This window comes from Massilia scottii, assembly GCF_030846495.1.
Classification (GTDB): domain Bacteria; phylum Pseudomonadota; class Gammaproteobacteria; order Burkholderiales; family Burkholderiaceae_D; genus Telluria_A; species Telluria_A violaceinigra.
In genome coordinates this window covers 178,788-191,868 of the sequence record NZ_JAVCWM010000003.1, presented here as the reverse complement: position 1 = coordinate 191,868, position 13,081 = coordinate 178,788, and the positions used below count along the sequence as shown (strand labels likewise).

At 65.5% G+C, this 13,081-nt stretch carries 13 protein-coding genes; 12 read left to right on the top strand and 1 reads right to left on the bottom strand.

Annotated elements, in window-relative coordinates:
• Positions 1–89 precede the first annotated feature (89 nt).
• The gene (paaX, locus tag RBA41_RS05010; protein WP_306621652.1) at positions 90–1,088 is read right to left on the bottom strand and encodes a phenylacetic acid degradation operon negative regulatory protein PaaX; all 999 of its coding nucleotides are present in this window, start codon (positions 1,086–1,088) and stop codon (positions 90–92) included.
• A 200-nt stretch (positions 1,089–1,288) separates the two neighbouring features.
• Here paaX and paaA point away from each other — a divergent pair, with 200 nt between their 5' ends.
• The 12 genes from paaA to paaZ are packed head-to-tail and all read left to right on the top strand — an operon-like array spanning position 1,289 to position 13,026.
• A complete protein-coding gene (gene paaA / locus RBA41_RS05005) occupies positions 1,289–2,275 on the top strand; it encodes a 1,2-phenylacetyl-CoA epoxidase subunit PaaA (protein ID WP_306621650.1) in 987 nt (328 codons plus the stop codon).
• A gap of 35 nt (positions 2,276–2,310) precedes the next feature.
• On the top strand, positions 2,311–2,595 hold the full coding sequence (gene paaB / locus RBA41_RS05000; RefSeq protein WP_099875134.1) for a 1,2-phenylacetyl-CoA epoxidase subunit PaaB: 285 nt from the start codon (positions 2,311–2,313) through the stop codon (positions 2,593–2,595).
• 8 nt (positions 2,596–2,603) lie between these two features.
• On the top strand, positions 2,604–3,356 hold the full coding sequence (paaC, locus tag RBA41_RS04995; RefSeq protein ID WP_306621646.1) for a 1,2-phenylacetyl-CoA epoxidase subunit PaaC: 753 nt from the start codon (positions 2,604–2,606) through the stop codon (positions 3,354–3,356).
• On the top strand, positions 3,356–3,874 hold the full coding sequence (gene paaD, locus RBA41_RS04990) for a 1,2-phenylacetyl-CoA epoxidase subunit PaaD (RefSeq protein WP_306621643.1): 519 nt from the start codon (positions 3,356–3,358) through the stop codon (positions 3,872–3,874). Before paaC ends, paaD begins: the two co-directional genes overlap by 1 nt.
• A 7-nt stretch (positions 3,875–3,881) precedes the next feature.
• Complete coding sequence (paaE, locus tag RBA41_RS04985; protein WP_306621641.1) at positions 3,882–4,958, top strand: 1,2-phenylacetyl-CoA epoxidase subunit PaaE; 1,077 nt, start codon at positions 3,882–3,884, stop codon at positions 4,956–4,958.
• 34 nt (positions 4,959–4,992) lie between these two features.
• Positions 4,993–5,784, top strand: a complete 792-nt coding sequence (paaG, locus tag RBA41_RS04980; RefSeq protein WP_306621639.1) for a 2-(1,2-epoxy-1,2-dihydrophenyl)acetyl-CoA isomerase PaaG — start codon at positions 4,993–4,995, stop codon at positions 5,782–5,784.
• 2 nt (positions 5,785–5,786) lie between these two features.
• Positions 5,787–7,334, top strand: a complete 1,548-nt coding sequence (paaH, locus tag RBA41_RS04975; RefSeq protein WP_306621637.1) for a 3-hydroxyacyl-CoA dehydrogenase PaaH — start codon at positions 5,787–5,789, stop codon at positions 7,332–7,334.
• Positions 7,335–7,337: 3 nt separating this feature from the next.
• Entirely contained in the window at positions 7,338–7,775 is a 438-nt protein-coding gene (gene paaI, locus RBA41_RS04970; RefSeq protein WP_306621635.1) for a hydroxyphenylacetyl-CoA thioesterase PaaI, read from the top strand.
• Between the two features lie 10 nt (positions 7,776–7,785).
• Positions 7,786–9,114, top strand: coding sequence for a phenylacetate--CoA ligase PaaK (gene paaK, locus RBA41_RS04965; RefSeq protein ID WP_306621633.1), 1,329 nt, complete (start codon positions 7,786–7,788; stop codon positions 9,112–9,114).
• Between the two features lie 23 nt (positions 9,115–9,137).
• Complete coding sequence (gene pcaF / locus RBA41_RS04960; RefSeq protein WP_306622044.1) at positions 9,138–10,343, top strand: 3-oxoadipyl-CoA thiolase; 1,206 nt, start codon at positions 9,138–9,140, stop codon at positions 10,341–10,343.
• A 10-nt stretch (positions 10,344–10,353) separates the two neighbouring features.
• Positions 10,354–10,950, top strand: a complete 597-nt coding sequence (paaY, locus tag RBA41_RS04955; protein ID WP_306621631.1) for a phenylacetic acid degradation protein PaaY — start codon at positions 10,354–10,356, stop codon at positions 10,948–10,950.
• A 24-nt stretch (positions 10,951–10,974) separates the two neighbouring features.
• On the top strand, positions 10,975–13,026 hold the full coding sequence (gene paaZ, locus RBA41_RS04950; protein ID WP_306621629.1) for a phenylacetic acid degradation bifunctional protein PaaZ: 2,052 nt from the start codon (positions 10,975–10,977) through the stop codon (positions 13,024–13,026).
• Positions 13,027–13,081: the final 55 nt, after the last annotated feature.

The following is a 13,081-nucleotide window of genomic DNA, read 5'->3' as shown; positions in this document are numbered from 1 at the left end:
GTCTCCGAGTTTTTTGTAATGTGGCTGAGGGACGTGTGCCCAATTGTAGCCGCTTGTACGCGCAAAAGTTGCGTGTAATTGTAGCGTCGCTATCGCGCCGCCGCCGACGCAGTTTGCGCGTCGCCTGGCGCGTCGCTTAGCGCGTCGCCTGGCGCGTCGCCATCGGTCAGCCCGCCGAAGCGCTGGAAGAAGCCGGCGTCGGCGTGCGGCGCGCCATCGTCCTCGCGCCGCAGGGTGGCCATGATGTGCGCTTCGGCGCCCGCGTATGTACGCGCATACACGGCGCGCGCCAGTTCGTAGGCGCTGCTGCCTGGCCATGGATCGGGCAGCAGTTCGATCGGCAGCATCGGGTCGTGCAGCTGCACGCGCCGGTATGCATGGACCAGCAGGGTGCGGATCACGAACGCCTGCTCGGGCGCGGGCGCGGCATCGGTGTCGAGCAAGTCCAGCAAGGGCGCGAAGCGCGCGATGAAGTGGCGGTAGCCGTCGACCACGCCGGACAAATCCCAGCCATCCTGCACCAGGTCCTGCAGCGGCCTGCTCGATACGCCGGGCAGCGCGCTGGCCCGGCACACGAACAGCTTGTCCTTCACGCCCACGCGCGCGAGCAGTTCTTCGAGAATGGCGCCATTGCTGGCCGGGTGGCCGAACATGCCGGGCGCGATCATGGCGTAGCCCTCCCACAGCATTTCCTTGCGCAGCAGCGCGCGCTCGGGCGCGTCGATGCTGCCGGCGCCGGAGAGCACCAGGGTCCAGTTGCCATCCCAGTGCGCGGCCAGCGGCGCGTAAATACGCCGGTTGGCGCGCTCGAAGCGAGGAAGGGCTTGCGGCAGGATGGCGTAGGAACTGCGGCGCCCATCCCGGTTGGCCACCAGCCAGCCTTCCTGCGCCAGCCGGAACACGCTGGTGCGCAGCAGGCGGTCGTTCACGCCGAAGGGCGCCAGCAACTCGATCAGGCTGCCGAGCCAGATGGTGCCGCCGTGCGGGGCGATGGCGTCGCCGAAGATCGTCATCACAAGGGACTTGGAACGGGGCGGATCGCTGGCGAGAAAATCGGCGATCCATGCTGTGCTGGTAAGTTGTTTCATGGGTGCATGGTCTGGCGCGGTGGGGTGATTGTCAAGCAAAGCAGCCATTTACTTTGGCGCCTGATCGGCGCAGCATGGTTTTTTGCCATCGGCTCCATCTTGATCGGATACACATATACAATACGACTCAATTAAACTGTGTACTTCTGATTTTACGTATCGTAATATCGCCTGATCGTCTTTGCAATGGGAGTAGCACCATGTACGCACAACTCGTAGAAACCGGCCTCAAGAAAGTCCAGAGCGCCGAGGACATGGATGAGCAGGAGCGCGAGTTCCAGGCGCGCATCGATGCCGGCGTGAAGATCGAAGCCAAGGACTGGATGCCCGAGGCTTACCGCAAGACCCTGATCCGCCAGATTTCCCAGCACGCGCACTCCGAAATCGTTGGCCAGCTGCCTGAAGGCAACTGGGTCACGCGCGCCCCCACGCTCAAGCGCAAGTCGATCCTGCTGGCCAAGATCCAGGACGAGGCGGGGCACGGGCTGTATCTGTACAGCGCCGCCGAAACGCTGGGCGTCTCGCGCGACGAACTGCTGGCCGCCCTCCATTCGGGCAAGGCCAAGTATTCGAGCATCTTCAATTACCCGACCCTGTCGTGGGCCGACATGGGCGCCGTGGGCTGGCTGGTCGACGGCTCGGCCATCATCAACCAGATCCCGCTGTGCCGCTGCTCGTACGGGCCGTACGCGCGCGCCATGATCCGCGTCTGCAAGGAAGAATCGTTCCATGCGCGCCAGGGCTACGACATCATGATGAGCCTCGCCAGGGGCACGCCCGAACAAAAGGCGATGGCGCAGGATGCGCTGAACCGCTGGTGGTGGCCTTCCTTGATGATGTTCGGCCCGTCCGACGCCGAATCGGTCAACAGCGCGCAGTCGGCGCAGTGGCGCATCAAATTGTTCTCGAACGACGAACTGCGCCAGCGCATGGTCGACCAGACCGTGCCCCAGGCCGAGTACCTGGGCCTGACGGTGCCCGATCCCGACCTCAAATTCAACGCCGGGACGGGCCACTACGAATTCGGCGAGATCGACTGGAGCGAGTTCCAGAACGTTTTGAAGGGCAACGGCCCGTGCAACCGCGAGCGCCTGCGCACGCGCGTGAAGGCGTACGACGACGGCGCCTGGTTCCGCGATGCGCTGGTCGCCTACGCCGACAAGAAGTCCGCGCGCGCCGCAGCCTGATCCACAGCATCCACAGAACCGCACCGGAGAATCAAATGAGTAAAGAATGGCCCCTGTGGGAAGTCTTCATCCGCAGCCAGCACGGCCTGGCCCACAAGCACGTGGGCAGCCTGCACGCGTCCGACGCCGAAATGGCGGTCAATAACGCGCGCGACGTCTACACGCGCCGCAACGAAGGCGTGTCGATCTGGGTCGTGCGCGCCGCCGACATCGTCGCCAGCAGCCCGGGCGACAAGTCGGCCCTGTTCGAGCCGTCCAACAACAAAGTCTATCGCCACCCGACCTTCTTCCCGATGCCGGAAGAAGTCAAGAACCTGTGAGCGTGCCTGTGGATCAGAAAATCGAATACCTGCTGCGCCAGGGCGACAACGCCCTGATCCTGTCGCAGCAGCTGTCCAAACTGTGCGGCAAAGGTCCGGCGCTCGAAGAAGACATGGCGCTGACCAATGTCGCCCTCGACCTGCTCGGCCAGACCCGCATGTGGCTGACCTACGCCGGCGAACTCGAAGGGCGCGGCCGCACCGAAGACCAGCTGGCCTTCCTGCGCGACGCGCAAGACATGCGCTGCTGCCTGATCGTCGAACAGCCCAACGGCAATTACGCCGACACCATGGTGCGCCAGTTCTACTTCGACACCTGGCACTACTTCCTGATGCAGGGGCTGGCCAAGTCGGTCGATGCGCGCATCGCGGAGATTGCCGAAAAATCGATCAAGGAAATCACCTACCACCTGCGCCGCAGCGGTGACCTGATCGTGCGCTTGGGCGACGGCACGCTTGAGAGCCACGCCAGGACCCAGGCCGCCGTCAACGAACTGTGGATGTACAGCGGCGAGATGTTCCTCTACGACGCCATCGACGACGCCATGGTGGAAGAGGGCGTCGCGCCCGCCGCCGACGGCTTGCGTGCGGCCTTCATCGAACACGTGTCCGAGATCTTCGCCGAAGCCACATTGACCATGCCCGATCCGGCAGCGTGGATGCAGCGCGGCGGCAAAACCGGCCGCCACAGCGAGCACCTGGGCTACATCCTGGCCGAAATGCAGTTCCTGCAACGGTCGTACCCCGGGGCCCAGTGGTAATGAGCACGCAGCCGGCCAGCACGGAACAGGTCTGGGCCTGGCTGGGCGAGGTCAGCGACCCGGAGATCCCGGTCATTTCGGTGGTCGACCTGGGCATCGTGCGCGCGGTCGCGTGGGAAGAGGCCACCTGCGTGGTCACCATCACGCCCACGTACTCCGGCTGCCCGGCCATGACGGTGATCGCCGATTCGGTGCGCGATGCGCTGCACAGCCACGGCGTGCCCGAGGTGCGGCTGGTGAACCAGCTCTCGCCCGCCTGGACCACCGACTGGATGAGCGACACCGGCAAGGCCGCGCTGAAAGGCTACGGCATTGCCCCGCCGGCGCAGCAGGCGATCGACATCAGCGGCCTGCGCTCGGGCGTCAAGCGCGTGGCGGCGCCGAAGCTGGCCGTCACCTGCCCCAATTGCGGTTCAAGCCATACGGAGCTGACCAGCCAATTCGGCTCGACGCCGTGCAAGGCGCTCTACAAGTGCCTGGACTGCCGCGAACCGTTCGACTATTTCAAATGCCACTAAGGCTGTTATGAGCAAATTCTATCCACTGACCGTCGCCAAGGTGCGCAACGAAACGCGCGACACCATCGCCGTCACCTTCGCCGTGCCGGACGAACTGGCCGCCAGCTTCGCCTACCAGCAGGGCCAGCACCTGACCCTGCGCGCGCAGATCGGCGACGAAGACGTGCGCCGCTCCTATTCCATCTGTTCGGCGGTGCAGGACGGCGCGCTGCGCGTGGCCATCAAGCGCACCCAGGGCGGGCTGTTTTCGAGTTGGGCCAATGAACACCTGAAGGCCGGCGCGGTGCTCGACGTGATGCCGCCGATGGGGCACTTCAACGTGCCGCTGGCAGCCGATAACGCGCGCCATTACGTCGCCTTTGCGGCCGGCAGCGGCATCACGCCGATCCTGTCGATCATCAAGACCACGCTCCTGGCCGAACCGAAAAGCCGTTTCACGCTGTTCTACGGGAACCGCGCCTCGTCGTCGGTGATCTTCAAGGAAGAACTGACCGACCTCAAAGACAGCTACATGGAGCGCCTCAACCTGGCCTACGTGATGAGCCGCGAGCAGCAGGACATCGAACTGTTCAACGGCCGCATCACCAAGGAGAAGTGCGAGCAGTTCATCAAGCACTGGATTCGCATCGAGGATATCGACATCGCCTTCATCTGCGGGCCGGAAGACATGATGCACGGCGTCTCGGCGGCGCTGCAGGAAGCCGGCATGCCGAAGCAGAATATCAAGGTGGAGCTGTTCGCCGCCAGCATTCCGAAGCACCAGCACAAGCCGCGCCAGTTCGACGCGCTGGTGCGCAACGAGACCGAGGTCACCGTCATTTTGGACGGCAACCACACCAGCTTCACGATGGACAAGGACAAGGAATCGATCCTCGACGCCGGCCTGCGCGCCGGCATCGACATGCGCTACTCGTGCAAGGGCGGCGTGTGTTCGACCTGCCGCTGCAAGCTGCTCGACGGTAAGGTCGACATGGACGTGAACTACGCGCTGGAAGACTACGAAATCGCGCGCGGTTTCGTGTTGAGCTGCCAGAGCTTCCCGGTGACCGACAAAGTGGTCGTCGATTTCGACCAGCACGAATAATCCAACCCCAACTTCCACTCCCACAGGACGCGCCATGAACTACGAAAACATCAAGTTCCAGATCGAGCACGGCATCGCCACCCTGACCCTGAACCGCCCCGACAAGCTCAATAGCTTCACGCAGGCGATGCACCTGGAGGTGCGTTCCGCGCTGGCCGCGGTGCAGGCCGATCCCACGGTGCGCGTGCTGCTGCTCACCGGCGCCGGGCGCGGTTTTTGCGCCGGCCAGGATTTGTCGGACCGCGCGGTCGAACCGGGCGCCGAAGGCGTGGACCTGGGCCACTCGGTCGAAACCTATTACGCACCGCTGGTGATGACCCTGCGCTCGCTGCCGATGCCGGTCATCTGCGCCGTCAACGGCGTGGCCGCCGGCGCGGGCGCCAACCTGGCGCTGGCCTGCGACATCGTCATCGCCGCCAAATCGGCCAGCTTCGTCGAAGTGTTCTGCAAGCTGGGCCTCATTCCCGACACCGGCGGCACCTGGCACCTTCCGCGCCTGGTCGGCCACGCGCGCGCCATGGGCATGGCCATGCTGGGTGAAAAAATCCCGGCCGAACTGGCCGAGCAATGGGGCCTGATCTGGAAGGCCGTGGCCGACACCGCCCTGATGGACGATGCGATGGCCATGGCCGAACACTTCGCCGTGGCCCCGACCAAGGGCCTGGCCTTCACCAAGCGCGCCATCCAGGCCAGCTACGCCAACAGCTTGCCCGAGCAGCTCAAGCTGGAAGGCGAGATGATGCGCGAACTCGGTTACAGCCACGATTACCGCGAAGGCGTGACCGCCTTCATCGAGAAGCGCACGCCGCACTTCATGGGGGAATGAGCATGGCAGCACTGGAACAAGGCAGCATCGTCGCCGTCATCGGCAGTGGCGCCATGGGCGCAGGCATCGCGCAGGTGGCGGCCGCCGCCGGCTACCCGGTCAAGCTGTTCGACACGCGCCCCGGCGCGGTCGAGAAGGCGATTGCCGATATCGGCAAGGTGTACACAACGCTGGTGGAAAAAGGCCGCATGAGCGGCGAGGCGGCGATTGCGGCGCGTGCGCGCCTGCACAGCGTGGCGACCCTGAAAGAAGTCGATGACGCGGTCCTGGTGGTCGAAGCCATCGTCGAAAACCTGGATGTGAAGCGCATGCTGTTCGCCGACCTTGAGAACGTGGTCGGCGAGGACTGCATTCTGGCGACCAATACCTCGTCGATTTCGGTCACGGCGATTGCCGCGCCGCTGCGCCGCCCGCAACGCCTGGTCGGCATGCACTTCTTTAACCCGGTGCCGCTGATGGCGCTGGTGGAAGTGATCAGCGGCCTGGCCACCGATCCGGCCGTCGCCGCGACGGTGTACGCCACCGCCACCGCCTGGGGCAAGAACCCGGTGCACGCCAAGTCCACGCCGGGCTTCATCGTCAACCGCGTGGCGCGCCCGTTTTATGCCGAAGGCCTGCGCCTGTTGCAGGAGCAGGCCGCCGATGCCCCCACCCTGGATGCTGTCATGCGCGACTGCGGCGCTTTTCGCATGGGGCCATTCGAGCTGATGGACCTGATCGGGCATGACGTCAATTTTTCGGTCACGCAGTCGGTGTTCAACGCCTACTTCGGCGACCCGCGCTATACGCCGTCGGTGCTGCAGCAGGAAATGGTCAACGCCGGCTTCTTCGGTCGCAAATCGGGGCGCGGCTTTTACCACTACGGCGAGAGCGCGGCCAAGGCAGCGGCCAGCCAGGAGGCGGCGCATGCGCGTCCGGAAGTGGTCAGCATCAGCATCGATGCCGACGTGCCGGACACCGTGACCCATCCGCTGGAACAGCGCCTGGCCGGTGCCGGCTTCACGGTCGGCCACCGCAAGCCGCTGCCGAATGCGGGCGAAAACGAGGCGCCGGCTTTCCACTGCAATGGCGCCGCCATCTTCCTCACCGACGGCCGCAGCGCCACCGAGCGCGCCAGCGCCAACCGCCATCCGGACACGGTGCTGTTCGACCTCGCGCTCGATTACGGCAAGGCGACCCGCATCGCCCTGGCGCGCGCCGACCAGTGCAGCGACGCCGCCTGGAACGCGGCGGTCGGCCTGTTCCAGGCGGCCGGCTTCGCGGTCACGCGCCTGGACGACGTGCCCGGCATGGCGGTCATGCGCACCGTCGCCATGCTCGCCAACGAAGCGGCCGACGCGGTCAACCAGGGCGTGTGCACCGCCGAGGCGGTCGACATCGCGATGCAAAAGGGCGTCAACTATCCGCGCGGGCCGCTGGCATGGGCCAATGCGGTCGGCATCGCGCATATCGTGAGCGTGCTGGCCAACCTGGCGGCCGCGTATGGCGAAGACCGCTACCGCGTCTCGCCGCTGCTGCGCCGCAAACTCGCCAATGGAAGCGGCTTCTGACCCATGCACATTGATCCTCAGGCGCTGGCCGAACTGGCCGGCAAAACCATGTTCGGGCGCGATCCCGCCAGCCAGGCGCTCGGCATGCTGCTCGCTGAAATCCGTCCCGGCTACGCGCGCATGACGATGCCGGTGCGCTTCGACATGCTCAATGGGCACCAGAGCTGCCACGGCGGCTACATCTTCATGCTGGCCGACAGCGCCTTTGCCTTCGCCTCCAATTCGCACAACCTGAACACCGTGGGCGCGGGCTGCACCATCGATTACCTGGCCCCGGGCCGCGAAGGCGACTTGCTGACGGCGGAAGCGATCGAGCAGGCGCTGGCCGGTAAAACCGGCGTGTATGACATCAAGGTCACCAACCAGGACGGCCGCACGGTCGCCCTGTTCCGCGGCAAATCGCACCGCGTGGCCGGCAACGTGGCCGAACTTCCTCAATAAGGAGAACAGCATGGTCCAACGCACGCCCGCTCCCGGCGACCTGGAGCCGATCGAACGCGCCAGCCGCGACGAACTGCAAGCCGTGCAGCTCGAACGCATGAAATGGTCGCTCAGGCACGCCTACGACAACGTGCCGCACTACCGCGCCGCGTTCGACGCCGCCGGCGTGCATCCGGACGACCTGCGCACCCTGGCGGACCTGGCCAGGTTCCCCTTCACCGACAAGAAGACCCTGCGCGATAATTATCCCTTCGGCCTGTTCGCGGTCCCGCGCGAGAAGGTGGTGCGCATTCACGCCTCGTCCGGCACCACCGGCAAGGCGACCGTGGTGGGTTACACGCAGAAGGACATCGACACCTGGGCCAACGTGGTGGCGCGCTCGATCCGCGCGGCCGGCGGGCGCGCCGGCGACATGGTGCATGTCTCGTACGGCTATGGCCTGTTCACCGGCGGGCTGGGTGCGCATTACGGCGCCGAGCGGCTGGGCTGCACCGTGATCCCGATGTCGGGCGGGCAGACCGAAAAGCAGGTGCAGCTGATCTGCGACTTCAAGCCCGACATCATCATGGTCACGCCGTCGTACATGTTGAACATCATCGAGGAATTCACGCGCCAGGGGCTCGATCCGGCGGCGTCGTCGCTGAAGGTCGGCATTTTCGGCGCCGAGCCGTGGACCGACGCCATGCGCGGCGAAATCGAACGGCGCGCCGGCATCGACGCGGTCGATATCTATGGCCTGTCCGAAGTGATGGGGCCGGGCGTGGCCAGCGAGTGCATCGAGAGCAAGGACGGTCCGGTGATCTGGGAAGACCATTTCTACCCCGAGGTGATCGATCCGGATACCGGCGAAGTGCTGCCCGACGGCGCCGAGGGCGAACTGGTGTTCACCTCGCTCACCAAGGAAGCGCTGCCGATCATCCGCTACCGCACGCGCGACCTCACGCGCCTGCTGCCGCCGACCTCGCGCGCGATGCGCCGCATGGGCAAAATCGGCGGCCGCTCGGACGACATGCTGATCATCCGCGGGGTGAATGTATTTCCCAGCCAGATCGAAGAATTGATCCTCCAGATGCCGCTGTTGGCGCCCCACTACCAGCTGGTGGTCTCGCGCGACGGCCATCTGGACAAGCTCGAGGTGGTGGCGGAACTGCGCGATGGGGCACACAACCCCGCGCAGTCGCAGGACGCCATCGCGGCCCTGGCGCGCGAGCTTGAACACCGCATCAAGACCTATGTGGGCGTGACCACGCGGGTGAACCTGCTGCCGGCCAACGGCATCGAGCGCACCCTGACCGGCAAGGCCCGGCGCGTGATCGACCAGCGCCCGAAATCGAACTGAATCAAGGAGCACCTGTGAGCAAACTGACCGACGCCTTTATCTGCGACGCCATCCGTACCCCGTTCGGCCGCTACGGCGGTTCCTTGTCCGGCGTGCGCGCCGACGACCTGGCCGCGCTGCCGATTGCCGCCCTGATCGCGCGCAACCCCGGCGTGGACTGGACGGCCGTGGACGACTTGTATTTCGGCTGCGCCAACCAGGCCGGCGAAGACAACCGCAACGTGGCCCGCATGGCCGCTTTGCTGGCCGGGCTGCCGCCGGAAGTCCCGGCCAGCACCATCAACCGCCTGTGCGGCTCCAGCCTGGACGCCGTGGGCATTGCGGCGCGCGCCATCAAGGCCGGCGAAGCGAACCTGATCATTGCCGGCGGCGTTGAAAGCATGACGCGCGCGCCTTTCGTCATGGGCAAGGCCGACAGCGCGTTTTCGCGCGCGGCCAGGATCGAAGACACGACCATGGGCTGGCGCTTCATCAACCCGCTCATGAAAGCAAAATACGGCATCGATTCGATGCCCGAAACGGCCGAAAACGTGGCGAAGGAATTTAACATCAGCCGCGCCGACCAGGATGCGTTTGCCCTGCGCAGCCAGCAGCGCTGGGCCGCCGCCCACGCCGCCGGCGTCTTCAAGGATGAAATCGTTCCCGTCACGATCCCCCAGAAAAAGGGCGACGCGCGCGTGTTCGACACCGACGAGCATCCGCGTCCCGATACCGGCATCGAGATGCTGGCCAAGCTGAAAGGCGTTGTTACGCCGGACGGCACCGTCACCGCCGGTAACGCATCGGGCATCAACGATGGCGCCTGCGCCATCCTGATCGCCTCCGGCAGCGCCGCCGAACGCTTCGGCTTGAGCCCGCGTGCGCGTATCGTCGGCATGGCCATGGCCGGCCTGGCGCCGCGCATCATGGGCTTCGGGCCCTCGCCGGCCACCAAAAAGGTGCTGGCGATGACCGGCCTGTCCATCGGCCAGATGGACGTGATCGAACTCAATGAAGCCTTCGCGGCGCAGGGCCTGGCGGTCACGCGCGACCTGGGCCTGGCCGACGACGCCGCGCATGTGAACCCGAACGGCGGCGCGATCGCCATCGGCCACCCGCTGGGCGCCTCGGGCGCGCGCCTGGTGCTGGCCGCCGTGAACCAGCTGCACCGCACGGGCGGGCGCTATGCGCTGTGCACGATGTGCATCGGCGTCGGGCAGGGCATTGCTCTCGTCATCGAAAAAGTATAAGGTGCGCGCCATGGTCAAGGTCTACGCAATCAATGGCGTCACGCCGGTGGTCCATCCCAGCGCCTACGTGCATCCGAGCGCGGTGCTGATCGGCGACGTGATCGTCGGCCCGCGCTGCTACGTCGGGCCGCTGGCATCGATGCGTGGCGACTTTGGCCGGCTGATTCTGGAAGAAGGCGCGAACCTGCAGGATACCTGCGTGATGCACGGCTTTCCCGGCGAAGACACGGTAGTCGAAATCGATGGCCACATCGGCCACGGCGCCGTGCTGCACGGCTGCCGCATCAAGCGCAACGCCATGGTCGGCATGAATGCGGTCGTGATGGACCGCGCCGTGGTGGGCGAGGAATCGGTCGTCGCCGCGATGAGTTTTGTGAAGGCCGGCATGGTGATTCCGCCGCGCAGCATGGTGATGGGCGCGCCGGCGCGTATCATGCGCGAACTGACGGACAAGGACATCAGCTGGAAAAGCTTCGGCACGAAGCAGTACCACGACCTGGCGGTCCGCTCGATGGAGACGATGCGCGAAGTCGAGGCTTTGAGCGAAGTCGAACCGGACCGCGCGCGCATCGACCTGGGTCCTGACATGCACGCCCCTAAAGAATAAAACAGAGAATTTGGAGAAGACACAATGCAAACCATATCTACCCTGCAAAGCCTGATCGGCGGCCGCTGGCTTGGCGCCGAAGCATCGGTGCCGCTGCACAGCGCGCTGAATAACAGCCTGATTTACCACACCCACGCCGAAAAAATCGACTTCGACGAGGCAGTGACCTACGCGCGCAGGACCGGCGTGCCGGCCCTGATGTCGCTCGACTTCCAGAAGCGCGCCGCCTGCCTTAAATCGCTGGCGCTGTATCTGATGGAGCGCAAGGAAGAGTTGTACGCCATCTCGCACCTGACCGGCGCCACCCGCCCGGACAGCTGGGTCGATATTGAAGGCGGCATCGGCACCCTGTTCGCCTACGCCAGCATGGGCAGCCGTGAGCTGCCGTCGAGCAATGTGCTGCACGAAGGTCCGGCGCTCGCCCTCGGCAAGAACGGCGGCTTCGCCGGCACCCACATCCTGGTGCCGCGCGGCGGTCTGGCGGTGCACATCAATGCCTTCAACTTCCCGATCTGGGGCCTGCTCGAAAAATTCGCACCGAGCTTCCTGGCGGCGATGCCGTGCATCGGCAAGCCGGCCACCGCTACGAGCTACCTGACCGAAGCGGTGGTGCGCATGATGGACGATTCCGGCCTGCTGCCGAAAGGCGCGCTGCAACTGGTCATCGGCAGCACCGGCGACCTGCTCGACCGCCTGACTGGCGCCGATGTGGTGACCTTCACCGGTTCGGCCGACACCGCCGCCAAGCTGCGCGTGAACAAGAACCTGATCGCCCACTCGGTACCATTCACCGCCGAGGCCGATTCGCTCAATTGCGCCATCCTGGGGCCGGACGTGACGCCCGACGATGTGGAGTTCGACCTGTTCGTCAAGGAAGTCGCGCGCGAAATGACCGGCAAGGCCGGCCAGAAGTGCACCGCGATCCGCCGCATCATCGTGCCCAGGCAGCATGTGGAAGCGGTCGGCGAACGCCTGCGCGAGCGCCTGGCGAAGATCGTCGTGGGCGACCCGTCGGTGAAAGAGGTGCGCATGGGCGCACTGGCCTCGATGGACCAGCACCGCGACGTCAGCGAGCGGGTCGCGATGCTCGCGCGCGGCAACGAGATCCTGTTCGGCGCCAGGGATGGTTTCAATCCGGTGGGCGAGGGCGCGGCGAACGGCGCCTTCTTCTCGCCGACCTTGCTGCTGTGCCGCGACGGCATGAGCAACGACGCCGTGCACGATATCGAAGCCTTCGGCCCGGTCAGCACGATGATGACCTATTCGGACCTGGATGAAGCCCTGGTGCTGGCCGCGCGCGGCAAGGGAAGCCTGGTCAGCACCTTGGTGACCAAGGACACGGCCATTGCGGCGCGCGCGGTGCCGGCGGCGGCGGCCACGCACGGCCGCGTGCTGGTGCTGGAGCGTGAAGCGGCTGTCGATTCGACCGGTCACGGTTCGCCCCTGCCGCAGTTGAAGCACGGCGGCCCGGGACGCGCCGGCGGCGGCGAGGAGCTGGGCGGCATCCGCGCGGTGCGCCACTTCCTGCAGCGCGCCGCGGTGCAGGGGTCGCCGACCATGCTGGCGGCGATCACGGGCGAGTATGTGCGCGGCGCGGCCGTGCGCGAGGAAGCCCTGCACCCGTTCCGCAAGTATTTCGAGGAACTGCAGATGGGCGACTCGCTGCTCACGCACCGGCGCACGGTGAGCGAGGCCGATATCGTCAACTTCGGCGGGATTTCGGGCGACTATTTTTACATGCACTTCGACGAGATCGCGGCCAAGGATTCGCAGTTCGGCAAGCGCATCGCGCACGGCTACTTTGTGCTGTCGGCGGCGGCGGGGCTGTTTGTGTCGCCGGCACCGGGGCCGGTGCTGGCCAACTACGGGCTGGATAATCTGCGGTTCATCACGCCGGTGGCCATCGGCGACACGATTCGCGCGCGCCTGACGTGCAAGCGCAAGGTGGACCGCAACCGCACCGACGACAAGGGCGTGGGGCAGGGCGTGGTGGCGTGGGATGTGCAGGTCACCAATCAGAACGATGAACTGGTGGCCAGTTATGACATTCTGACGCTGGTGATGAAGAAGGGGTGATTGGCTCTAGCTGTCGTTCCTGGCATTGCCAGAAACGACTTCCCGCCTGCGCGGG